Origin of the sequence: Pseudomonas hormoni (assembly GCF_018502625.1) — a bacterium.
GTDB classification, from domain to species: Bacteria; Pseudomonadota; Gammaproteobacteria; order Pseudomonadales; family Pseudomonadaceae; genus Aquipseudomonas; species Aquipseudomonas hormoni.
In genome coordinates, this window is record NZ_CP075566.1 from 3,317,762 (window position 1) to 3,340,152 (window position 22,391).

A 22,391-nucleotide genomic window follows, 5' to 3' on the forward strand; every position below is an offset into this window, starting at 1 on the left:
AGGGTTGATCATGACCGAGTTGGCGCGTTTGAAGTTTTATGCCACTCAGCCCCACTCTTGCAGTTATCTGCCCGAGGAGCAGGCCACGACCTTGTTCCTCGACCCTAGTCAGCCCATGGATGTGCATGTCTATGCAGACCTGTCTGAAATGGGTTTTCGTCGCAGCGGCGATCATCTTTACCGGCCTCATTGTCAGAATTGCAATGCGTGTGTACCGGCGCGCATCCCCGTGGCGCAATTTACGCCCAACCGTCAGCAAAAACGCATTTTCAAGCGCAACGCCGACTTGCAGATACGACCCGCCAAACCCAAGTTCAGCGAAGAATACTTCGACCTGTATCAGCGCTACATCGAACAACGGCATGCAGACGGCGACATGTACCCGCCGAGCCGAGACCAGTTCTCGACCTTCCTGGTGCGTGACCTGCCGTTTTCCCGTTTCTACGAATTTCGCCTGGATAGCCAACTGTTGGCGGTGGCCGTCACCGACTTGCTGCCGAACGGTCTTTCGGCGGTCTACACCTTCTACGAACCCTCTGAAGAACGACGCAGCCTGGGACGCTACGCGATCCTCTGGCAAATCGCCGAGGCCCAACGGCTGCGGCTGGAAGCGGTCTACCTGGGTTACTGGATCAAAAACTGCAAAAAGATGAGCTACAAGACCCAATATCGCCCTATCGAACTGCTGATTAATCAGCGCTGGGTCATCCTGAACTAGAACCCCTTGGCTTAAACCCCATTTTTCGGGCACAATGCACGCCGCTTTTGCCTGGCGCAGTTGCACCGGGCCATTCATTGGACACCGAGGGCTTTACTGCATGTCGAAAGAAGACAGCTTCGAAATGGAAGGCACTGTCGTCGACACCCTGCCCAACACCATGTTTCGCGTGGAGTTGGAAAATGGGCACGTCGTAACCGCGCATATCTCCGGCAAGATGCGCAAGAACTACATTCGTATTCTTACCGGTGACAAAGTGCGCGTCGAGCTGACGCCCTATGACTTGAGCAAAGGGCGCATCACTTACCGCGCTCGCTAATCAAGTCAATACAAGACGCCCGGCTTATGCCGGGCGTTTTTGTTTGTCCGGGATTTGACGACCCACACATTGCCAATGTGGGAGCGAGCCTGCTCGCGATAGCGGTGGATCAGCTTGCATTGATGTTGAATGTGCTGGGCTCATCGCGAGCAGGCTCGCTCCCACAGGGGTGCGGTGTACAAACCCCAGACAGCAAAAAGGCGCCTTTCGGCGCCTTTTGCTTTGTTGCGATTTAACGTCAGGCCATTTCTGCCGTAGTTTCGAACTCGAAGGTAAGCTCGCCGTCCTTCAGGTCGATATGTACTACGCCGCCATGGTCGGCCAGTTCGCCAAAGAGAATCTCTTCCGCCAGCGGACGCTTGATCTTGTCCTGGATCAAACGCGCCATTGGTCGAGCGCCCATTGCCGAGTCATAGCCACCCGCCGCCAGCCAGCTGCGCGCCGCGTCGGTCACTTCCAGCTGCACGCGCTTGTCTTCCAGCTGCGCCTGAAGCTCGGTAAGGAACTTGTCCACCACGCTTTTGATGACCTCATGGCTGAGGCGACCAAACTGGATAATGGTGTCCAGACGATTGCGGAACTCTGGCGTGAAGCTTTTCTTGATCACTTCCATCGCATCGGACGAGTGGTCCTGATGGGTGAAACCGATCGAAGCACGCGCAGCGGTTTCGGCACCGGCGTTGGTCGTCATGATGACGATCACGTTACGGAAATCCGCCTTGCGCCCGTTGTTATCAGTCAGCGTACCGTGGTCCATGACCTGCAGCAGCAGGTTGAAGACTTCCGGATGCGCCTTCTCGATCTCATCGAGCAACAGCACGCAGTGAGGCTGCTTGGTGATGGCTTCGGTCAGCAGACCGCCCTGATCAAACCCGACATAACCAGGAGGCGCACCGATCAGACGCGATACGGTGTGGCGCTCCATGTACTCGGACATGTCGAAACGAACCAGCTCGATGCCCAACGCCTTGGCCAACTGACGCGCCGCTTCGGTTTTACCGACACCGGTCGGGCCTGCGAACAGGAACGAACCGACAGGCTTGTCAGGCGACTTGAGGCCGGCACGGGACAGTTTGATCGCGGTCGACAGCGAGTCGATTGCGGCATCCTGACCAAACACCGTCAACTTCAGGTCACGCTCAAGGTTACGCAGCAATTCTTTATCGGAACTGGTGACGTGCTTAGGCGGAATCCGCGCAATTTTCGCGACGATGTCCTCGACCTGAGGCACTTCGATGCGTTTCACGCGTTTCTCGATCGGCTGCAGACGCTGGTAGGCACCCGCCTCGTCGATCACGTCGATCGCCTTGTCCGGCATGTGCCGGTCATTGATATAACGCGAGGCCAGTTCGGCAGCGGCGCGCAGGGCTTCATCACTGTATTCGATATTGTGATGGAGCTCGAAACGCCCTTTCAGGCCGCGCAGGATGCCAATGGTGTCTTCCACCGAAGGCTCCGACACATCGACCTTCTGGAAGCGTCGTGCCAAGGCACGGTCCTTCTCGAAGATCCCGCGGAATTCCTGGAAGGTGGTCGAACCGATGCAACGAATATCACCGGACGACAGCAGCGGCTTGAGCAGGTTCGAGGCATCCATGACGCCACCGGACGCGGCACCCGCACCAATGATGGTGTGGATCTCGTCGATGAACAGGATCGCCTGCGGACGTTTTTTCAGCTCGTTGAGCAACGCCTTGAAGCGTTTCTCGAAATCGCCGCGGTATTTGGTCCCGGCCAGCAAGGCGCCCAGGTCGAGGGAATACACCACGCTGTTGGCCAGCAGGTCCGGCACCTGGTTGTCGACAATGCGTTTGGCCAGGCCTTCGGCAATCGCGGTTTTACCCACGCCCGCCTCGCCCACCAGCAGCGGATTGTTTTTGCGGCGGCGCGCGAGGATCTGCGCGACACGCTCGACTTCGAGCTCACGACCGACCAGCGGATCGATTCGACCCTGGCGCGCAAGTTCGTTGAGGTTGCTGGCATAAGCATCCAGAGGATTGCCTGAAGAAGAAGACTCACCGCCCTCATCGTCCTGCATATCTTGCTCACCTTCAGAGTGATCGCCATGCCCCGGCACTTTGGAAATGCCATGAGCGATGTAGTTGACGACATCGATGCGCGCAACGCTCTGCTGTTTCAGCAGAAACACTGCCTGACTTTCTTGCTCACTGAAGATCGCAACCAGCACGTTGGCGCCAGTCACTTCGCGTTTGCCCGAGCTCTGTACGTGGAAAACAGCACGCTGCAGGACACGCTGGAAGCCCAGGGTTGGTTGGGTCTCGCGATCCTCATCATGTACGGGGATCAACGGCGTGGTGGAGTCGATGAACTCCTGCAGATCATGCTTGAGTTTGTCGAGGTTTGCGCCGCAGGCACGCAAAACGGTGGCGGCAGCCTCATTATCCAATAGGGCCAGCAGGAGATGCTCGACGGTCATGAACTCATGACGCTTCGAACGGGCCTCCTTGAAGGCAAGATTGAGGGTGACTTCGAGCTCGCGGTTTAACATAGCTTCACCTCATACCCAAGTGGTCGGCGATTAACCGTCCTTCTCGATTTCACAGAGTAGCGGATGCTGGCTTTCCCTGGCGTACTGGTTGACCTGCATGGCCTTGGTCTCGGCAATGTCGCGGGTAAACACTCCACATACTGCCCGCCCTTCTGTGTGGACGGCCAGCATGACCTTGGTCGCCAGCTCGCGATTCAGGTTAAAAAACACCTCGAGCACTTCGACGACGAAATCCATCGGTGTGTAGTCATCGTTGAACAAAACCACCTTGTACATCGGCGGCGCCTGTAAAGCAGGCTTGGCCTCCTGAACAGCAATGCCTGCGGAATCGTCGTCGTGTAAATCAGGGCGATCCTGATTGAATGTTAGTCGAATCTGGCTGATTGCATGCATGGAAAGAAAGGTTCGTCAGTTGTGCGAATACAGTAGTGGGGACGGCTATCAACGATTTCAACTCCGACTGCCTGGTCACCTTGACTATCGGCAAAACGGTGTTACAACCAATAGAGCCCACAGTGGGTAAAAAAGGTCCGCGGAGTCAATCTTATTTACAGGATCTGACTGCGGATGTACTGGATGATACTCCAGTGATGGAGTCTGTTGCAGAGGGATATGAGCATGGCAGTCGGTAAGGTGAAATGGTTCAACAATGCCAAAGGGTTCGGTTTCATTAACACCGACGCCAGAGAAGGTCGTGACGAGGACGGGAAAGAAATCGATTTCTTTGCCCATTTTTCCGCTATTGAAATGGGCGGGTACAAGACCCTCAAGGCCGGACAAGCCGTCAACTTCGAAATCGTTCAGGGCCCCAAAGGCCTGCACGCAGTGAAGATTACGGCTGCGACCGTTGCGAACGAACACACTTCGCCCGCCACCCGGCAGGACACAGTGTCGAACTGACGCCACCCGTCATCCAGTCATAAAAAAACCGCCCGAAGGCGGTTTTTTTTTGTTCCGACTCGCTTACATGTGCGAAATCAGTGCATCGCCAAAACCGGACGACGACACCAGCTTCGCGCCCTCCATCAGACGCTCGAAGTCATAGGTCACGGTCTTCGCGGAGATCGCGCCGTTGGTGCCCTTGATGATCAGGTCGGCCGCTTCGGTCCAGCCCATGTGACGAAGCATCATCTCTGCGGACAGGATCAGCGAGCCCGGGTTGACCTGGTCCTTGCCAGCGTACTTCGGCGCAGTACCGTGGGTCGCTTCGAACATCGCGATGGTGTCAGACAGGTTGGCACCCGGTGCGATACCGATACCGCCCACTTCCGCCGCCAGGGCGTCAGAGAGGTAGTCGCCGTTCAGGTTCAGGGTCGCGATCACATCGTATTCGGCCGGGCGCAGCAGGATCTGCTGGAGCATGGCGTCGGCGATGGCATCTTTGACAATAACGTTCTTGCCGGTTTTCGGGTTTTTGAACTGCATCCACGGACCGCCATCGAGCAGGGTCGCGCCGAACTCTTCAGCCGCCACTTCGTAGGCCCATTCCTTGAAGGCACCTTCGGTGAACTTCATGATGTTGCCTTTGTGCACGATGGTCAGCGAGTCGCGGTCATTGTCGACCACATACTGCAGAGCTTTTCGCGCCAGACGCTTGGTACCTTGCAGCGAAACCGGCTTGATGCCGATACCGCAGTTTTCGTCGAATCGGATCTTGGTGACGCCCATTTCATCCTTAAGGAACTTGATGACCTTGGTCGCTTCCGGCGAACCGGCTTTCCACTCGATACCGGCGTAGATGTCTTCCGAGTTCTCACGGAAGATCGTCATGTCGACGTCGCCTGGCTTCTTGACCGGGCTAGGCACGCCTTCGAACCAACGCACGGGGCGCAGGCAGACATAAAGGTCGAGTTGCTGACGCAGGGCCACGTTCAGGGAACGAATGCCGCCGCCGACCGGCGTGGTCAGAGGGCCCTTGATGGAAACCACGTAATCCTTGACTGCGTCCAGGGTTTCCTGAGGCAGCCAGGTGTCCTGATCGTAAACCTGAGTCGCTTTTTCCCCGGCGTAGACTTCCATCCAGGAAATTTTGCGCTCGCCGCCGTAAGCCTTCTTAACAGCAGCATCGACAACCTTGATCATGACCGGGCTGATATCAACGCCAATACCATCGCCTTCGATGAAGGGGATGATCGGGTTGTTAGGAACATTGAGAGAATGGTCCGCGTTGACGGTGATTTTGTCGCCGACGGCTGGAACCTGAATCTTCTTGTATCCCATGCTGAACTCCATTGTTTGGATTGAACATCTGGCTTCGTTCGAGCGTACCCCAGTTAAATCGGCACGCAAACCCTATGTTCCATCCATCTGCCGCAAAGCTGCACAGTTCGCGACGTACAAGCCTGAAAGCAAAGGGAAAAGCGCCAAACTCAAGCACGGTGCAAGACTCTACGCCCCACGCGCCCCTGCGACCTTTAGACCAATGGACGAGAATCGTTGCATATGAACCATCGGCAGATTGCCAGCTACCTATGTATAATGCCGCCCGCTGACCACAGAGTCACCACGGCCGACCTCTCTACTACGAGGCTTGGGGCCTGAAAAAGCAGGGTTGTTACCGCAGCCCACCCGCTTGACGCTCGACCGATGCACCCAACATCACCGCAACGAAACCTCGACATTCGGCTCATGGATGACTTTGAACGAACGCGCTTACCCGGCGCCCCTCGAGTTTCTGCGCACGCTTTAGCAAAGAAGAGAGAGTTAATCCGAATATGCCCACCCGCTCGAAGATCATCTATACCTTCACCGACGAAGCTCCCGCCCTCGCCACCTATTCACTGTTGCCTATCGTAGAAGCGTTCACCGCTTCGGCTGATATCGCCGTTGAAACCCGCGATATCTCTCTTGCAGGGCGCATCCTGGCCAGCTTCCCCGAGCAATTGGGTGACAAAGCCGTAGCCGATCACCTCGCCGAACTGGGCGACCTGGCCGTTACGCCTGAAGCCAACATCATCAAGCTGCCGAACATCAGTGCTTCGGTTCCGCAACTGCAGGCCGCGATCAAAGAGCTGCAAGCCCAGGGCTTCGCACTGCCGGACTACCCGGAAACCGTGACCAGCGATGCCGACAAAGAAGCCAAGTCGCGTTACGACAAGATCAAGGGCAGCGCCGTGAACCCGGTTCTGCGCGAAGGCAACTCCGATCGTCGCGCCCCACTGTCGGTCAAGAACTACGCACGCAAGCACCCGCACAAAATGGGCGCCTGGGCTGCGGACTCCAAGTCCCACGTCGCGCACATGAGCACCGGTGATTTCTACGGCAGCGAAAAAGCGGCCCTGATCGATGCTGCTGACGCCGTCAAAATCGAACTGATCGCTCAAGACGGCACCACCACCGTCCTGAAAGAAAAGACCACCGTGCAAGCCGGTGAGATCCTCGATTGCGCGGTCATGAGCAAAAACGCTCTGCGCAGCTTCATTGCTGCCGAGATCGAAGACGCCAAAGCCAAGGGCGTGCTGCTGTCGGTTCACCTGAAAGCCACCATGATGAAGGTCTCCGACCCGATCATGTTTGGCCAGATCGTTGCCGAGTTCTATAAAGACGCACTGGCCAAGCACGCTGATGTGCTGGCCCAGATCGGCTTCAACCTGAACAACGGCATCGGCGACCTGTACGCTCGCATCAAGGCCCTTCCTGCCGAGCAGCAAGCGGCGATCGAAGCGGACATCCAGGCGGTCTATGCCGTTCGTCCGTCGTTGGCCATGGTCAACTCCGACAAAGGCATCACCAACCTGCACGTGCCGAGCGACGTGATCGTCGACGCCTCGATGCCGGCAATGATCCGTGACTCCGGCAAGATGTGGGGCACTGACGGTCAGTTGCACGACACCAAGGCTGTGATCCCGGATCGCTGCTACGCCACCATCTATCAGGCGGTCATCGAAGACTGCAAGGCCAACGGTGCTTTCGATCCGACCACCATGGGCAGCGTGCCAAACGTTGGCCTGATGGCGAAAAAAGCCGAAGAGTACGGCTCGCACGACAAGACTTTCCAGATCAAGGCAAACGGCGTGGTTCGGGTTTCCGACGGCGCTGGCCGCACTCTGCTGGAGCAGTCGGTTGAAGCCGGCGACATCTTCCGCATGTGCCAGACCAAAGACGCGCCGATCCAGGACTGGGTCAAACTGGCCGTCAACCGCGCTCGCGCAAGCGCAACTCCGGCGATTTTCTGGCTGGACCCGATGCGCGCCCACGACGGCGTAGTGATCGAGAAAGTTCAGGCTTACCTGAAGGATCACGACACGTCGGGCCTGGACATCCGCATCATGTCGCCAGTCGACGCGATGAAGTTCACCCTGCAGCGCACCCGCGAAGGCAAGGACACCATCTCGGTGACCGGCAACGTATTGCGCGACTACCTGACTGACCTGTTCCCGATCATGGAACTGGGCACCAGCGCCAAGATGCTGTCGATCGTTCCACTGATGAATGGCGGCGGTCTGTTCGAAACCGGCGCTGGCGGTTCGGCACCGAAGCACGTTCAACAGCTGCTGGAAGAGAACTTCCTGCGCTGGGATTCCCTGGGCGAGTTCCTGGCCCTGGCCGCTTCCCTTGAACACCTGGGTGTGACGTACAACAACCCTAAGGCGCTGGTTCTGGCCAAGACCCTGGATCAGGCCACCGGCCAGTTCCTGGACAACAACAAGTCGCCATCGCGCAAAGTCGGCAACATCGACAACCGCGGCAGCCACTTCTACCTGGCGCTGTACTGGGCTCAGGCCCTGGCCGCCCAGACCGAAGACGCTGCACTGCAAGCGCAGTTCGGCGAGCTGGCCAAGACCCTGACCGCGAACGAAGCAACCATCGTTGCCGAGCTCAACGCCGTTCAGGGCAAGCCAGTCGACATCGGCGGTTACTACCACGCCAATGCCGAGCTGATCAGCAAGGCCATGCGCCCGAGCAACACCTTCAACGCCGCGATCGCTGCGCTGGTTTAAGGTTGTAAGGATGCAAAGAAGCCCCGGCCCCGTGCCGGGGTTTCTGTTTCCAACACCCACTCCTGCAGGAGCGAGGCTTGCCCGCGAAGGCATCACCGCGATTCTTGCGAAAGACCGCGCCGCCTGCTTCGCGGGCAAGCCTCGCTCCTACAGATTGATGACCGGAGGATATTTCATGGATTGGCTACCCCACATCACCGTCGCCACCATCGTCGAAGACAACGGCCGCTTCCTGATGGTCGAAGAAACCAAGCACGGACGAACGGTACTCAACCAGCCCGCCGGCCACCTCGACCCGGACGAAACCCTGATCGAAGCCGCCGTACGCGAAACCCTTGAGGAAACCGGCTGGGACGTCGAACCGACCGGCGTGGTGGGCATTTATCTCTACACCGCCCCGAGCAACGGCGTGACCTACCAGCGGGTCTGCTTCAGTGCAAAACCGCTCAAGCATCACCCCGACTATCAGCTGGACGACGGTATTGTCGGCGCAAAATGGCTGACACGTGACGAACTGCTGGAACAACGCGCAAACTGGCGCAGTGAGCTGATCATCCGCTGTATCGATGATTATCTGGACGGCAAACACTTCAGTCTCGAACTGATCCGCCCTTCTCTTTAGCCTTGCGGGCTTCGGCCTGCTAGAATCGCGTCCTTTTTCAAGACACTCATTGAATCCCTATGCGTGATCCAGCCCCTTCTGACACACAAAAGAAGCGCGTCATTGTCGGCATGTCCGGCGGCGTGGACTCTTCCGTTTCCGCTCTCCTGCTGATCGAGCAGGGTTATGAGGTGGAAGGCCTGTTCATGAAGAACTGGGAAGAAGACGATGGAACGGAATACTGCACCGCCATGGATGACCTGGCGGACGCCCAGGCCGTGTGCGACAAGATTGGCATCAAGCTGCACACCGCCAACTTCGCCGCCGAGTACTGGGACAACGTGTTCGAGCATTTCCTGGCCGAATACAAGGCCGGCCGCACGCCGAACCCGGACATCCTGTGCAACCGCGAGATCAAGTTCAAGGCGTTCCTCGACTACGCCATGGTGCTTGGCGCCGACCTGATCGCCACCGGTCACTACGTGCGCCGCCGCGACATCGATGGCCGTACCGAACTGCTCAAGGGCCTGGACCCGAACAAGGACCAGAGCTACTTCCTGCACGCCGTCGGGGGCGAACAGATTGCCAAGACGCTGTTCCCGGTCGGCGAACTGGAAAAACCACAGGTCCGCGCGATTGCCGAGAAATACGAACTGGCGACCGCAAAGAAAAAGGATTCCACCGGGATCTGCTTTATCGGCGAACGCCGTTTCAGCGATTTCCTCAAGCAATACCTTCCAGCCCAGCCCGGCGAAATCAAGACCACCGAAGGTGAAGTCATCGGCCGCCACCACGGCTTGATGTACCACACCATCGGCCAGCGTCAGGGCCTCGGTATCGGCGGTTTGAAAGACGCCAGCGATGAACCGTGGTACGTGCTGATCAAAGACCTGGAGCACAACGAGTTGATCGTTGGCCAGGGCAATGACCACCCTTACCTGTTTTCCCGCGCCCTGCTCGCCTCGGACATCTATTGGGTCAACCCGATCGACCTGACCGAACCGCGCAAGCTGACTGCCAAAGTCCGTTATCGCCAGAGCGACCAGCCTTGCACGCTGGAAAAGACCGCCACCGGCTACCGCGCGACCTTCGATGACCCGCAACGCGCGGTCACCCCAGGCCAGTCCGTAGTGTTCTACGACGGTGAAATCTGCCTCGGCGGCGGCGTGATCGAAGTGGCGGAACCGTGGACGAGCAAAGGCACTCTTCAAGGCGCGCAGCAATGAGCCCGACTCAGGAGCAATTGACGGCCTTGGGCGGCGTGTTTCTCGCTGCCGTGCTGGTCGACAAGATCGCCAAGACCGGCCAGACCACCGAAGCCGGCCTGACCTGCATGCTCGGCAGCCTGCTGATTCGCGACCCCAAGGACACCCTGGAAGTCTACGGCGGCGACGACATCAACCTGCGCGAAGGCTATCGCGCGTTGATCGGCGCCCTTGAACGCGACCCCAGCACCCTTCAGCGCGAACCGCTGCGTTACGCCCTGGCGATGCTCGGGCTGGAACGTCAACTGGCAAAACGCGGCGACATGCTGGACGTAATCGGCAAGCGCTTGCCGCAGATTCAGTCTCAGGTCGAGCACTTCGGTCCAGCCCACGAAAACGTGATCGCGGCGTGTGGTGCGCTGTATCAGGACACGCTGAGCACCTTGCGCCAACGGATCCAGGTTCACGGCGACATGCGCAACCTGCAGCAACCAAGCAACGCCTCGAAGATTCGCGCGCTGTTGCTGGCGGGGATTCGTTCGGCGCGCCTGTGGCGGCAGTTGGGCGGTCATCGCTGGCAGTTGGTGGTCAGCCGTCGCAAGCTGCTCAAAGAGCTTTACCCGCTGATGCGCAGCAGCTGAACCGCGCCCGCAATACCGTTTTGTAGTCAGTAACGCGTAATACGCTGGTCAGTTGGCAACGGACCGGCGGATTTTTTCATGTATGATACGCGCCCCATTTCGTTGCCCGACTGTCCGAGAACACCCCATGCAGCTTTCTTCGCTCACTGCGGTTTCCCCTGTTGACGGCCGCTACGCCGGCAAAACCCAGGCCCTGCGCCCAATTTTCAGCGAATACGGTCTGATCCGTGCTCGCGTTCTGGTTGAAGTGCGCTGGCTCCAGCGCCTGGCCGCTCACCCTGCCATCAGCGAAGTGCCGGCGTTCTCCGCCGAAGCCAACGCTGTGCTGAACACCCTGGCGGAAAACTTCTCTCTGGAGCACGCCGAGCGCGTCAAAGAGATCGAGCGCACCACCAACCACGACGTCAAAGCCATCGAATACCTGCTCAAAGAGCAAGCGGCCAAGCTGCCGGAACTGGCTGCCGTCAGCGAATTCATCCACTTTGCCTGCACCAGCGAGGACATCAACAACCTGTCCCACGCCCTGATGCTACGCGAAGGCCGTGATGACGTGATGCTGCCATTGATGCGCCAGACTGCCGAAGCCATCCGTGAACTGGCCATCCGTTTCGCCGACGTGCCAATGCTGTCGCGCACCCACGGTCAACCGGCCTCGCCGACCACCTTGGGCAAAGAACTGGCGAACGTGGTTTACCGTCTGGAGCGTCAGATCGCTCAGGTCGCTGCCGTTCCGCTGCTGGGCAAGATCAACGGCGCTGTCGGCAACTACAACGCTCACCTGTCGGCCTACCCTGAGATCGACTGGGAAGAAAACGCCCGCGCCTTCATCGAAGACGAGCTGGGCCTGGGCTTCAACCCGTACACCACGCAGATCGAACCGCACGACTACATCGCCGAGCTGTTCGACGCGATCGCCCGTTTCAACACGATCCTGATCGACTTCGACCGCGACATCTGGGGCTACATCTCCCTGGGTTATTTCAAACAGCGCACCATCGCTGGAGAAATCGGTTCGTCGACCATGCCGCACAAGGTCAACCCGATCGACTTCGAAAACTCCGAAGGCAACCTGGGTATCGCCAACGCACTGTTCCAGCACCTGGCAAGCAAGCTGCCAATCTCCCGCTGGCAGCGCGACCTGACCGACTCCACCGTTCTGCGCAACCTCGGTGTCGGCTTCGCCCACAGCGTGATCGCGTACGAAGCCAGCCTCAAAGGCATCAGCAAACTGGAGCTCAACGCTCAAAAGATCGCTGCTGACCTCGACGCTTGCTGGGAAGTGTTGGCCGAGCCGATCCAGACCGTGATGCGTCGCTACAACATCGAAAATCCGTACGAAAAGCTGAAAGAGTTGACCCGCGGCAAGGGCATCAGCCCTGAAGCGCTGCAAACTTTCATCGACGGCCTGGACATGCCTGCCGCCGCCAAGGCCGAGCTGAAATTGCTCACCCCGGCGAACTACATCGGTAACGCTGTAGAGCAAGCCAAGCGCATCTGATCGACCGCTTTACCCGTTTGAGACGCCCGGCAGCGCCGGGCGTTTTTATTCCCGTCTGAAAAGTGCTTTTTTTCAATAGGTTACACATGAATCCTGACATTCCTCTTCAACTTCTGGGCGGCATCACGGCGCGCGAATTCCTGCGTGACTACTGGCAGAAAAAACCACTGCTGATCCGTCAGGCGATTCCTGATTTCGAAAGCCCGATCGACGCCGACGAACTGGCCGGCCTGGCGCTGGAAGAAGAAGTCGAATCGCGCCTGATCATCGAGCACGGCGAGCGCCCCTGGGAATTGCGCCGCGGCCCGTTCGCCGAAGACGAATTCAGCAAATTGCCGGAACGCGAGTGGACCCTGCTCGTTCAAGCGGTTGACCAGTTCGTGCCGGAAGTCAGCGAATTGCTGGAACAGTTCCGCTTCCTGCCGAGCTGGCGCATCGACGACGTGATGATCAGCTTCGCCGCCCCCGGTGGCAGCGTCGGTCCGCACTTCGATAACTACGACGTGTTCCTGCTGCAGGGCCACGGCAAGCGCAACTGGAAAATCGGTCAGATGTGCAACTCCGAGAGCCCGCTGCTGCAACACGCGGACCTGCGCATCCTCGCCGATTTCGAAGCCACCGATGAGTGGGTGCTTGAACCGGGCGACATGCTGTACCTGCCGCCGCGCCTGGCTCATTGCGGCGTGGCCGTTGATGATTGCCTGACCTATTCCGTCGGTTTCCGGGCGCCGAGCGCCGCTGAAGTGCTGACCCACTTCACTGACTTCCTCAGCCAGTTCCTGACGGACGAAGAGCGCTACACCGACGCCGATGCCCTGCCTGCGGTCGATCCGCATCAGATCCAGCACGACGCTCTTGATCGCTTGAAAGGCCTGCTGGCCGAGCACATGAGCGACGAGCGTCTGCTGCTGACCTGGTTCGGCCAGTTCATGACCGAGCCGCGCTACCCGGAACTGGTGGTCGGCCCGGAAGAAATCGAAGAAGACGACCTGCTCGCCAGCCTCGAGCAAGGCGCCGTGCTGATCCGCAATCCGAGCGCGCGCCTGGCGTGGTCCGAAGTCGATGACGACCTGCTGCTGTTCGCCAGCGGCCAGAGCCGTTACCTGCCAGGCAAACTGCGTGAGTTGCTGAAAATGATCTGCGCCGCCGATGCGCTGCACATCGACAACCTTGGCGAGTGGCTGAGCGACGAAGACGGTCGCGGCCTGCTGTGCGAACTGATCAAGCAAGGAAGCCTGGGGTTCGCTGATGAATAAAATTCACGTACGTGTCGCAGACTGGCAAAAGGACAACGCTGAGATCCGGCGCATTCGTGAGACGGTGTTCATCGCCGGGCAATCCGTTCCGCCTGAACTGGAATGGGACGCCGATGATGCGACAGCGGTGCATTTCCTGGCTTTCGAAGGCGACTTCCCGATTGGCACCGCCCGCCTGCTGCCCGACGGTCAAATCGGCCGGGTTTCGGTGCTGAAGGACTGGCGCGGCCTGAAGGTGGGCGATGCGCTGATGCAAGCGGCGATCGGTGAAGCCGAGAAGCGCGGGCTGAAGCAGCAGATGCTGAGCGCGCAGGTTCAGGCTACGGCGTTCTATGAGCGCCTGGGCTTCAGCCTGGTCAGCGAGGAGTTCCTGGAAGCCGGGATTCCGCATGTGGACATGGTGCGGCATTCCGCCTGAGCCCTGCGGCGAGGGAGCTTGCTCCCGCTGGGCTGCGCAGCAGACCCAAGATTTTGGGGCCGCTTCGCGCCCCAGCGGGAGCAAGCTCCTCGCCACAAAGGCCTGAAAGAACACCACAATTCGCCCCGCCATCGACCGATGCCGGGGCGTTTTGCTGTCTACGATTCAACTTGCCCCACGGCGGGCCGACAAACTGGCAAACTCAAGACATCAAGAAGTCGGAGATAACGGATATGTCCCTACGCACCCTGCTCACCACGCTGCTGCTGACCTGCAGTTTTTCGGTCATGGCCGCCACCGAGATCGTGCCGTTGAACTACCACACCAGCGCCGACATGCTGCCGATGGCCCAGGATTTCATCGGCAAGGATGGCCAGGTCAGCGCCTATGGCAACCAACTGATCGTCAATGCCGATCAGCGCAAGATCGACGAACTTAAAGCCCTTATCGCCCAACTCGATACTCAGCCAAAGCGCCTTCTGATCACCGTCGACACCAACGAAAACAACTTCCAGGGTGACCAGGGCTATTCGGTCAACGGCGCCAAACCGAGCCAGACCCGAATCATCAATCGCAGCACCGAAAGCCGTGACGGCGGCATTCAGCAAGTCCAGGCCAGCGAAGGCGCACCGGCGCTGATCCAGGTTGGCCAGAGCGTGCCGCTGACCAGCACGCAGATCGATTCCTATGGCGATCCGCGCAGCCAGACCGAATACCGCAACGTCACCCAGGGTTTCTATGTCACCGCGAGCGTCACCGGCGACATCGTTCACCTGTCGATCAGTACCAACCGTGACCGCATGAGCCAGGAACGTCCCGATGTAGTGAACGTACAAAGCACCGACACAACCGTCACCGGACGCCTCGGCGAATGGATCACCCTGGCCGGCATGAACCGCCAGACTCAGGCTGACAAACAGGGCCTGACCCGCAGCTACTCGACTCAGGGTCGGGATGACATGACCCTGCGGGTGAAAGTCGATACTTTGGACTAAATCACCGAAAACTGACTGATTAGTCGTATTAGACCAAAGATGTAGTGCTTGAAAAAAAGCACTACAAAACGTTTGACGAGCCAAAAAAGCGAAGGCATGATGGCCTCGCTCCCGCTAATCAGGGGCCCTGGCAAGGGCCTTCGAAGCGATGCTCGTATTTACCCCTCGAGCCGTTTCGTGTCTGTACCGCCCACAAGGTGTGTTTGACGAGGTTGCCGACTGGAACGAAGTTGTCCCGAGGGACGGAAGCGTATTTAGGTAAACCCGGCATCACACTGAAGTTCGTAAAAAGGCCCACGACGCCCGAATGCGCTCGCCAGTTCGCCCTTACCTGCTCACTTCCCCTCGAGCCCATCGTTCATCCCGTCGCCAATCCCGCCGAATCCGACTTGACCACCTAAGCTTCTGGTCAGCGAGCGCATGAATTTTCCACCGCAGAACAACTTTCCGTAAAAGACGCGACGAGGTTTATCTCCATGGCACTGACACGCGAACAGCAAATTGCAGCCCTCGAAAAAGACTGGGCTGAAAACCCACGCTGGAAAGGCGTGACACGCGCTTACTCCGCTGCTGACGTCGTCCGCCTGCGTGGCTCGGTTCAACCTGAGCACACCTTTGCAAAACTCGGCGCCGAGAAGCTCTGGAACCTGGTGACCCAGGGTGCCAAGCCGTCCTTCCGTCCTGAGAAAGATTTCGTCAACTGCATGGGCGCCCTGACCGGCGGCCAGGCTGTACAACAAGTCAAAGCCGGTATCCAGGCGATCTACCTGTCGGGCTGGCAAGTCGCCGCGGACAACAACTCCGCCGAATCGATGTACCCGGACCAGTCGCTGTACCCGGTGGACTCGGTTCCAACCGTGGTCAAGCGCATCAACAACTCGTTCCGTCGTGCTGACCAGATTCAGTGGAAAGCCGGCAAAGGCCCGGGCGACGAAGGCTACATCGACTACTTCGCACCAATCGTGGCTGACGCTGAAGCCGGTTTCGGCGGCGTACTGAACGCTTACGAGCTGATGAAGAGCATGATCGAAGCAGGCGCCGCCGGCGTTCACTTCGAAGACCAACTGGCTTCCGTGAAAAAATGCGGCCACATGGGCGGCAAGGTACTGGTTCCTACCCAGGAAGCTGTACAGAAGCTGACCGCTGCTCGCCTGGCAGCTGACGTGGCCGGTACTCCGACCATCATCCTGGCCCGTACCGACGCCAACGCGGCCGACCTGCTGACGTCCGATTGTGACCCGTACGACCAGCCGTTCGTGACTGGCGAACGTACTCAGGAAGGCTTCTACAAAGTGCGCGCTGGCCTGGATCAGGCGATCGCTCGTGGCCTGGCTTACGCGCCGTACGCCGACCTGATCTGGTGCGAAACCGCCAAGCCGGATCTGGACGAGGCTCGTCGCTTCGCTGAAGCGATCAAAAAGGAATACCCGGACCAACTGCTGTCGTACAACTGCTCGCCTTCCTTCAACTGGAAGAAAAACCTGGACGACGCGACCATCGCCAAGTTCCAGCGCGAACTGTCCGCCATGGGCTACAAGCACCAGTTCATCACCCTGGCCGGCATTCACAACATGTGGCACAGCATGTTCAACCTGGCGCACGACTACGCCCGCAACGACATGACTGCCTACGTGAAGCTGCAGGAGCAGGAATTCGCTGACGCCGCCAAGGGTTACACCTTCGTGGCTCACCAGCAGGAAGTGGGCACCGGCTACTTCGACGACATGACCACCGTGATCCAGGGCGGCTCGTCTTCGGTCACCGCGCTGACCGGTTCGACTGAAGAAGAGCAGTTCCACTGATCTGACTCACCGGAACAAACGGCCGTTGCGGACCGAATAAAACTAACCGCAACGCCGCACATCTGACGCCCCGACTGGTTCGGGGCGTTTTTTTGCCTGCGATTTAACCTAATCCTGTAGGAGCGAGGCTTGCCCGCGAAGAACGATGACGCGGTAAGTCTGAAGCACCGCGGCGTATTCTTCGCGGGCAAGCCTCGCTCCTACAGGGGCAGATGTGCGGCGAAAAACCTTGATCCAAAGCAGTTTCAAGATCAGGAAAACAGGGTAAAACGACCCCGCCCGCTACTTGCAGTAACGCGCATATAAGACAACTTCCCAGCCGCCTACCCGTTAAACAGTTTAAAAACCAAGCCAAACAATATTGATTATCATTTAGCGGCAACTATGTTCGTTACAATCCCTACAAAACAATATTGATGAAAACCCGGCTAATGCCCGCAATGCATGGGCTGCGTGGGTTTGGAGGCTCGCTATGTCCTTATTCCGCTAAATAATTTCGCTATCTGAATTTTACTTGCACGGTGTTTAGCCATAAAATCAGCGGGATTGATTGCTGCGACATATCGTCACTGCTTTGTTTCTTTTCAAGCTCAGAGACCTTTGCTCTCTGTTAAGGATTACCAGCATGCCCGAAGCGACAGGACTCATGGCCCACAACTGGGGCTTTGCCATTTTCCTTCTAGGCGTCGTCGGCCTCTGTGCCTTCATGCTGGGTGTTTCCAGCCTCCTTGGGTCAAAAGCCTGGGGCCGCAGCAAAAACGAACCGTTCGAGTCCGGCATGCTACCTACAGGTGGCGCCCGCTTGCGGCTCTCAGCCAAATTCTATCTGGTCGCGATGCTCTTCGTGATCTTCGATATCGAAGCCCTCTTTCTCTTTGCATGGTCTGTGTCCGTCCGCGAAAGCGGCTGGACCGGATTCGTCGAAGCTCTCGTTTTCATAGCAATTCTGTTGGCAGGCCTTGTCTACCTATTCCGAGTGGGCGCCCTTGACTGGGCTCCGGAAGCTCGTCGTAAGCGGCAAGCGAAGCTGAAACAATGAGGCTTTGGCAATGCAATACAATCTCACCAGGATCGACCCCGATGCTCCTAACGAGCAGTATCCGATTGGCGAACGGGAAACCGTTTCCGATCCGTTAGAAGATCAAGTCCACAAAAACATCTTCATGGGCAAGCTCGAAGACGTGCTTAACGGCACGATCAACTGGGGGCGCAAGAACTCCCTGTGGCCGTATAACTTCGGTCTTTCGTGCTGCTACGTGGAAATGACCACCGCCTTCACGGCGCCCCACGACATCGCGCGCTTTGGCGCCGAGGTTATCCGGGCATCGCCGCGCCAGGCGGATTTCATGGTTATCGCCGGTACCTGCTTCATCAAGATGGCGCCGATCATCCAGCGTCTCTACGAGCAAATGCTCGAACCTAAATGGGTAATTTCCATGGGTTCGTGCGCCAACTCCGGTGGCATGTACGACATCTACTCTGTCGTTCAAGGGGTGGACAAGTTCCTGCCCGTGGACGTCTACGTGCCTGGCTGCCCGCCCCGTCCTGAAGCTTTTCTGCAAGGCTTGATGCTCTTGCAAGAGTCGATTGGACAGGAGCGTCGTCCGCTTTCCTGGGTCGTTGGTGATCAAGGCGTATACCGCGCCGAGATGCCTTCCGAGAAGGAAAAGCGCCGCGAACAGCGAATCGCAGTCACCAACCTGCGCAGCCCCGACGAAGTCTGATCCAGATCTGCTTCTTTAATAGAACGAGACACTGGCTTCATTCTTTACGTTGACCGAAAGCGATAAATAACCATGACTACAGGCAGTGCTCTGTACATCCCGCCTTATAAGGCAGACGACCAGGATGTGGTCGTCGAACTGAACAACCGTTTTGGCCCCGAGGCGTTCACCGCCCAGCCTACCCGCACCGGCATGCCGGTGCTTTGGGTTGCCCGTGCCAAACTCGTCGAAGTCCTGACCTTCCTGCGTAACCTGCCCAAGCCGTACGTCATGCTCTATGACCTGCACGGCGTGGACGAGCGTCTGCGCACCAAGCGTCAAGGGCTGCCGAGCGGCGCCGACTTCACTGTGTTCTATCACCTGATGTCGATCGAACGTAACAGTGACGTGATGATCAAGGTCGCCTTGTCCGAGGGCGACCTCAGCGTGCCGACCGTCACCGGTATCTGGCCGAACGCCAACTGGTACGAGCGTGAAGTGTGGGACATGTACGGCATCGACTTTGCCGGTCACCCGCACCTGACCCGCATCATGATGCCGCCGACCTGGGAAGGTCACCCGCTGCGCAAGGACTTCCCGGCCCGTGCCACCGAGTTCGACCCGTTCACCCTGAACCTGGCCAAGCAACAGCTTGAGGAAGAAGCCGCGCGCTTCAAGCCTGAAGACTGGGGCATGAAGCGTTCCGGTGCGAACGAGGACTACATGTTCCTCAACCTCGGTCCCAACCACCCTTCCGCGCACGGTGCGTTCCGCATCATCCTGCAGCTGGACGGTGAAGAGATCGTCGACTGTGTACCGGACGTTGGTTACCACCACCGTGGTGCCGAGAAGATGGCCGAGCGTCAGTCCTGGCACAGCTTCATTCCGTACACCGACCGTATCGACTACCTCGGCGGCGTGATGAACAACCTGCCGTACGTGCTCTCGGTCGAGAAGCTGGCCGGCATCAAGGTGCCCGAGAAGGTCGACGTCATCCGCATCATGATGGCCGAGTTCTTCCGGATCACCAGTCACCTGCTGTTCCTGGGGACTTACATCCAGGACGTCGGCGCCATGACCCCGGTGTTCTTCACGTTCACCGACCGTCAGAAGGCGTACACGGTGATCGAAGCCATCACCGGTTTCCGTCTGCACCCGGCCTGGTACCGCATCGGTGGCGTTGCGCACGACTTGCCGCGCGGCTGGGAAAAACTGGTGAAAGACTTCGTCGAGTGGATGCCAAAGCGTCTGGACGAATACCAGAAAGCCGCACTGGACAACAGCATCCTCAAAGGCCGGACCATCGGCGTTGCTGCCTACAACACCAAAGAGGCCTTCGAATGGGGCGTCACCGGTGCCGGCCTGCGTTCGACCGGTTGCGATTTCGACCTGCGTAAAGCCCGCCCGTACTCCGGGTACGAGAACTTCGAATTCGAAGTGCCACTGGCCGCCAATGGCGATGCCTACGATCGTTGCATCGTGCGCGTCGAAGAAATGCGCCAGAGCATCAAGATCATCGAGCAGTGCATGCGCAACATGCCGGAAGGCCCATACAAGGCGGATCACCCGCTAACCACGCCGCCGCCGAAAGAGCGCACCCTGCAGCACATCGAGACCCTGATCACGCACTTCCTGCAAGTTTCGTGGGGCCCGGTCATGCCGGCCAACGAATCCTTCCAGATGATCGAAGCGACCAAGGGCATCAACAGTTATTACCTGACGAGCGATGGCGGCACCATGAGCTACCGCACCCGGATTCGCACCCCAAGCTTCCCGCACCTGCAGCAGATCCCTTCGGTGATCAAAGGCAGCATGGTCGCGGACTTGATCGCGTACCTGGGTAGTATCGATTTCGTTATGGCCGACGTGGACCGCTAAGCATGAACAGCACGCTTATCCAGACAGACCGTTTCACCTTGAGTGAAACCGAGCGCTCGGCCATCGAGCACGAGCTGCATCACTACGAAGACCCGCGCGCGGCGTCGATCGAAGCCCTGAAGATCGTCCAGAAGGAACGTGGCTGGGTGCCTGACGGCGCGCTCTACGCCATCGGCGAGATCCTTGGCATCCCGGCGAGCGACGTTGAAGGCGTGGCCACTTTCTATAGCCAGATCTTCCGTCAGCCTGTCGGTCGCCACATCATTCGCGTCTGCGACAGCATGGTCTGCTACATCGGCGGCCACGAATCCGTGGTCAGCGAAATCCAGAGCAAACTCGGCATCGGCCTGGGTCAGACCACCACCGACGGTCGTTTCACCCTGCTGCCGGTCTGCTGCCTCGGCAACTGTGACAAGGCGCCGGCGTTGATGATCGACGACGACACTTTCGGTGATGTGCAGCCTGCCGGCGTTGCCAAATTGCTCGAGGGCTACGTATGACCCTGACTTCCTTCGGTCCTGCCAACCGCATCAAGCGTTCGGCCGAGACTCACCCGCTCACCTGGCGTCTGCGTGACGACGGCGAAGCTGTCTGGCTCGACGAGTACCAGGCCAAAAACGGTTACGCCGCTGCGCGCAAGGCCTTCGCCGACATGGCCCAGGACGACATCGTCCAGACCGTGAAAGACGCCGGCCTCAAGGGTCGCGGCGGTGCAGGCTTCCCCACGGGTGTAAAGTGGGGCCTGATGCCAAAGGACGAATCCATCAATATCCGCTACCTGCTGTGCAACGCGGATGAAATGGAGCCGAACACCTGGAAAGACCGCATGCTGATGGAGCAACTGCCCCATCTGCTGATCGAAGGCATGCTGATCAGTGCCCGCGCGCTGAAAACCTACCGTGGCTACATCTTCCTGCGTGGCGAATACACCACCGCCGCCAAGCACCTCAACCGTGCTGTGGAAGAAGCCAAGGCAGCCGGCCTGCTGGGTAAAAACATCCTGGGCAGCGGCTTCGATTTCGAGCTGTTCGTCCACACCGGCGCCGGGCGTTACATCTGCGGTGAAGAAACCGCACTGATCAACTCCCTCGAAGGCCGCCGCGCCAACCCGCGCTCCAAGCCGCCCTTCCCCGCCGCCGTTGGCGTGTGGGGCAAGCCGACCTGCGTGAACAACGTTGAAACCCTGTGCAACGTGCCGGCGATCATTGCCGACGGCGTGGACTGGTACAAATCGTTGGCCCGCGAAGGCAGTGAAGACATGGGCACCAAGCTCATGGGCTTCTCCGGCAAGGTCAAGAACCCGGGCCTGTGGGAATTGCCATTCGGCGTCACCGGTCGCGAGTTGTTCGAAGACTACGCCGGCGGCATGCGTGACGGTTACAAGCTCAAGTGCTGGCAACCAGGCGGCGCCGGTACCGGTTTCCTGTTGCCGGAACACCTCGACGCACAAATGTACGCCGGCGGCATCGCCAAAGTGGGCACCCGTATGGGTACCGGCCTGGCCATGGCGGTGGACGACAGCGTCAACATGGTGTCCCTGCTGCGCAACATGGAAGAGTTCTTCTCCCGTGAGTCGTGCGGTTTCTGCACCCCGTGCCGTGACGGTTTGCCGTGGAGCGTCAAGCTGCTGCGCGCAATCGAGAACGGTGAAGGGCAAGCCGGCGACATCGAGACCCTGCTGGGTCTGGTCGGCTTCCTCGGCCCAGGCAAGACCTTCTGTGCTCACGCACCGGGTGCCGTGGAGCCGTTGGGCAGCGCAATCAAATACTTCCGCCATGAGTTCGAAGCCGGCATCGCGCCCACCAGCGCCGTCGTCCCGCCTCTGGCAAGGCCGATCGTAGTCGGCGCTTAACGCTTAAAAAGGCGAAGGGTCCGTGCCCTTCGCCTTTCGTTCGATGACGCCTTTTA

At 58.7% G+C, this 22,391-nt stretch carries 20 protein-coding genes; 17 read left to right on the forward strand and 3 right to left on the reverse strand.

All coding sequences use genetic code 11. The features are described 5' to 3' along the window. Positions 1–10 precede the first annotated feature (10 nt). Positions 11–718 (forward strand): arginyltransferase, encoded by a 708-nt coding sequence (locus tag KJF94_RS15470; protein ID WP_214377207.1) that lies wholly within the window; start codon positions 11–13, stop codon positions 716–718. A gap of 100 nt (positions 719–818) precedes the next feature. After that, positions 819–1,037, forward strand: coding sequence for a translation initiation factor IF-1 (infA, locus tag KJF94_RS15475; RefSeq protein WP_002553999.1), 219 nt, complete (start codon positions 819–821; stop codon positions 1,035–1,037). A gap of 238 nt (positions 1,038–1,275) precedes the next feature. On the opposite strand, the gene clpA is transcribed toward infA, so the two are convergent. Further along, positions 1,276–3,546, reverse strand: coding sequence for an ATP-dependent Clp protease ATP-binding subunit ClpA (gene clpA, locus KJF94_RS15480; RefSeq protein ID WP_214377208.1), 2,271 nt, complete (start codon positions 3,544–3,546; stop codon positions 1,276–1,278). Between the two features lie 30 nt (positions 3,547–3,576). Then, the gene (gene clpS, locus KJF94_RS15485) at positions 3,577–3,939 is read right to left on the reverse strand and encodes an ATP-dependent Clp protease adapter ClpS (RefSeq protein ID WP_015094394.1); all 363 of its coding nucleotides are present in this window, start codon (positions 3,937–3,939) and stop codon (positions 3,577–3,579) included. Positions 3,940–4,164: 225 nt separating this feature from the next. On the opposite strand from clpS, the gene KJF94_RS15490 reads away from it, so the two are divergent. Beyond that, positions 4,165–4,446: a cold shock domain-containing protein gene (locus tag KJF94_RS15490; RefSeq protein ID WP_214377209.1), complete on the forward strand. Its 282-nt coding sequence runs from the start codon at positions 4,165–4,167 to the stop codon at positions 4,444–4,446. Between the two features lie 63 nt (positions 4,447–4,509). Here the strand turns inward: KJF94_RS15490 and icd are convergent, their stop codons facing one another. Further along, the gene (icd, locus tag KJF94_RS15495) at positions 4,510–5,766 is read right to left on the reverse strand and encodes an NADP-dependent isocitrate dehydrogenase (protein WP_017339594.1); all 1,257 of its coding nucleotides are present in this window, start codon (positions 5,764–5,766) and stop codon (positions 4,510–4,512) included. Positions 5,767–6,260: 494 nt separating this feature from the next. Here icd and KJF94_RS15500 point away from each other — a divergent pair, with 494 nt between their 5' ends. From KJF94_RS15500 to nuoF, 14 genes are all read left to right on the forward strand, one after another. Continuing rightward, the gene (locus KJF94_RS15500) at positions 6,261–8,486 is read left to right on the forward strand and encodes an NADP-dependent isocitrate dehydrogenase (protein ID WP_214377210.1); all 2,226 of its coding nucleotides are present in this window, start codon (positions 6,261–6,263) and stop codon (positions 8,484–8,486) included. Positions 8,487–8,661: 175 nt separating this feature from the next. Beyond that, on the forward strand, positions 8,662–9,108 hold the full coding sequence (locus KJF94_RS15505; protein WP_214377211.1) for an NUDIX hydrolase: 447 nt from the start codon (positions 8,662–8,664) through the stop codon (positions 9,106–9,108). Between the two features lie 59 nt (positions 9,109–9,167). After that, the gene (gene mnmA, locus KJF94_RS15510) at positions 9,168–10,313 is read left to right on the forward strand and encodes a tRNA 2-thiouridine(34) synthase MnmA (protein ID WP_084321300.1); all 1,146 of its coding nucleotides are present in this window, start codon (positions 9,168–9,170) and stop codon (positions 10,311–10,313) included. Beyond that, on the forward strand, positions 10,310–10,933 hold the full coding sequence (gene hflD / locus KJF94_RS15515; RefSeq protein WP_017339598.1) for a high frequency lysogenization protein HflD: 624 nt from the start codon (positions 10,310–10,312) through the stop codon (positions 10,931–10,933). The genes mnmA and hflD overlap by 4 nt, the downstream gene beginning before the upstream one ends. A 127-nt stretch (positions 10,934–11,060) precedes the next feature. Beyond that, entirely contained in the window at positions 11,061–12,431 is a 1,371-nt protein-coding gene (gene purB / locus KJF94_RS15520) for an adenylosuccinate lyase (RefSeq protein ID WP_017339599.1), read from the forward strand. 86 nt (positions 12,432–12,517) lie between these two features. Beyond that, on the forward strand, positions 12,518–13,687 hold the full coding sequence (locus tag KJF94_RS15525; RefSeq protein WP_214377212.1) for a ribosomal protein uL16 3-hydroxylase: 1,170 nt from the start codon (positions 12,518–12,520) through the stop codon (positions 13,685–13,687). Next, entirely contained in the window at positions 13,680–14,105 is a 426-nt protein-coding gene (locus KJF94_RS15530) for a GNAT family N-acetyltransferase (protein ID WP_214377213.1), read from the forward strand. Before KJF94_RS15525 ends, KJF94_RS15530 begins: the two co-directional genes overlap by 8 nt. Positions 14,106–14,338: 233 nt before the next feature. Next, complete coding sequence (locus tag KJF94_RS15535) at positions 14,339–15,100, forward strand: secretin N-terminal domain-containing protein (RefSeq protein ID WP_214377214.1); 762 nt, start codon at positions 14,339–14,341, stop codon at positions 15,098–15,100. A 476-nt stretch (positions 15,101–15,576) separates the two neighbouring features. Continuing rightward, positions 15,577–16,902 (forward strand): isocitrate lyase, encoded by a 1,326-nt coding sequence (aceA, locus tag KJF94_RS15540; RefSeq protein ID WP_008032724.1) that lies wholly within the window; start codon positions 15,577–15,579, stop codon positions 16,900–16,902. Between the two features lie 625 nt (positions 16,903–17,527). Then, entirely contained in the window at positions 17,528–17,941 is a 414-nt protein-coding gene (locus tag KJF94_RS15545) for an NADH-quinone oxidoreductase subunit A (protein WP_003223812.1), read from the forward strand. A 10-nt stretch (positions 17,942–17,951) separates the two neighbouring features. Beyond that, positions 17,952–18,626 carry a NuoB/complex I 20 kDa subunit family protein gene (locus KJF94_RS15550; RefSeq protein ID WP_007946424.1) on the forward strand — a complete coding sequence of 225 codons (675 nt, stop codon included), beginning with the start codon at positions 17,952–17,954 and terminating at the stop codon, positions 18,624–18,626. Positions 18,627–18,698: 72 nt separating this feature from the next. Continuing rightward, positions 18,699–20,483, forward strand: a complete 1,785-nt coding sequence (nuoC, locus tag KJF94_RS15555) for an NADH-quinone oxidoreductase subunit C/D (RefSeq protein WP_214377215.1) — start codon at positions 18,699–18,701, stop codon at positions 20,481–20,483. A gap of 2 nt (positions 20,484–20,485) precedes the next feature. Beyond that, positions 20,486–20,983 (forward strand): NADH-quinone oxidoreductase subunit NuoE, encoded by a 498-nt coding sequence (nuoE, locus tag KJF94_RS15560; protein WP_008053447.1) that lies wholly within the window; start codon positions 20,486–20,488, stop codon positions 20,981–20,983. Then, on the forward strand, positions 20,980–22,335 hold the full coding sequence (gene nuoF / locus KJF94_RS15565; protein WP_017339604.1) for an NADH-quinone oxidoreductase subunit NuoF: 1,356 nt from the start codon (positions 20,980–20,982) through the stop codon (positions 22,333–22,335). Before nuoE ends, nuoF begins: the two co-directional genes overlap by 4 nt. The last annotated feature ends 56 nt before the right edge of the window (positions 22,336–22,391 follow it).

Excerpts from the sequence above, each read along its gene's own strand:
- KJF94_RS15470 (WP_214377207.1), top strand. The coding sequence starts at position 11 with ATGACCGAGTTGGCGCGTTTGAAGTTTTATGCCACTCAGCCCCACTCT.
- infA (WP_002553999.1), top strand. The coding sequence starts at position 819 with ATGTCGAAAGAAGACAGCTTCGAAATGGAAGGCACTGTCGTCGACACC.
- clpA (WP_214377208.1), bottom strand. The coding sequence starts at position 3,546 with ATGTTAAACCGCGAGCTCGAAGTCACCCTCAATCTTGCCTTCAAGGAG.
- clpS (WP_015094394.1), bottom strand. The coding sequence starts at position 3,939 with ATGCATGCAATCAGCCAGATTCGACTAACATTCAATCAGGATCGCCCT.
- KJF94_RS15490 (WP_214377209.1), top strand. The coding sequence starts at position 4,165 with ATGGCAGTCGGTAAGGTGAAATGGTTCAACAATGCCAAAGGGTTCGGT.
- icd (WP_017339594.1), bottom strand. The coding sequence starts at position 5,766 with ATGGGATACAAGAAGATTCAGGTTCCAGCCGTCGGCGACAAAATCACC.
- KJF94_RS15500 (WP_214377210.1), top strand. The coding sequence starts at position 6,261 with ATGCCCACCCGCTCGAAGATCATCTATACCTTCACCGACGAAGCTCCC.
- KJF94_RS15505 (WP_214377211.1), top strand. The coding sequence starts at position 8,662 with ATGGATTGGCTACCCCACATCACCGTCGCCACCATCGTCGAAGACAAC.
- mnmA (WP_084321300.1), top strand. The coding sequence starts at position 9,168 with ATGCGTGATCCAGCCCCTTCTGACACACAAAAGAAGCGCGTCATTGTC.
- hflD (WP_017339598.1), top strand. The coding sequence starts at position 10,310 with ATGAGCCCGACTCAGGAGCAATTGACGGCCTTGGGCGGCGTGTTTCTC.
- purB (WP_017339599.1), top strand. The coding sequence starts at position 11,061 with ATGCAGCTTTCTTCGCTCACTGCGGTTTCCCCTGTTGACGGCCGCTAC.
- KJF94_RS15525 (WP_214377212.1), top strand. The coding sequence starts at position 12,518 with ATGAATCCTGACATTCCTCTTCAACTTCTGGGCGGCATCACGGCGCGC.
- KJF94_RS15530 (WP_214377213.1), top strand. The coding sequence starts at position 13,680 with ATGAATAAAATTCACGTACGTGTCGCAGACTGGCAAAAGGACAACGCT.
- KJF94_RS15535 (WP_214377214.1), top strand. The coding sequence starts at position 14,339 with ATGTCCCTACGCACCCTGCTCACCACGCTGCTGCTGACCTGCAGTTTT.
- aceA (WP_008032724.1), top strand. The coding sequence starts at position 15,577 with ATGGCACTGACACGCGAACAGCAAATTGCAGCCCTCGAAAAAGACTGG.
- KJF94_RS15545 (WP_003223812.1), top strand. The coding sequence starts at position 17,528 with ATGCCCGAAGCGACAGGACTCATGGCCCACAACTGGGGCTTTGCCATT.
- KJF94_RS15550 (WP_007946424.1), top strand. The coding sequence starts at position 17,952 with ATGCAATACAATCTCACCAGGATCGACCCCGATGCTCCTAACGAGCAG.
- nuoC (WP_214377215.1), top strand. The coding sequence starts at position 18,699 with ATGACTACAGGCAGTGCTCTGTACATCCCGCCTTATAAGGCAGACGAC.
- nuoE (WP_008053447.1), top strand. The coding sequence starts at position 20,486 with ATGAACAGCACGCTTATCCAGACAGACCGTTTCACCTTGAGTGAAACC.
- nuoF (WP_017339604.1), top strand. The coding sequence starts at position 20,980 with ATGACCCTGACTTCCTTCGGTCCTGCCAACCGCATCAAGCGTTCGGCC.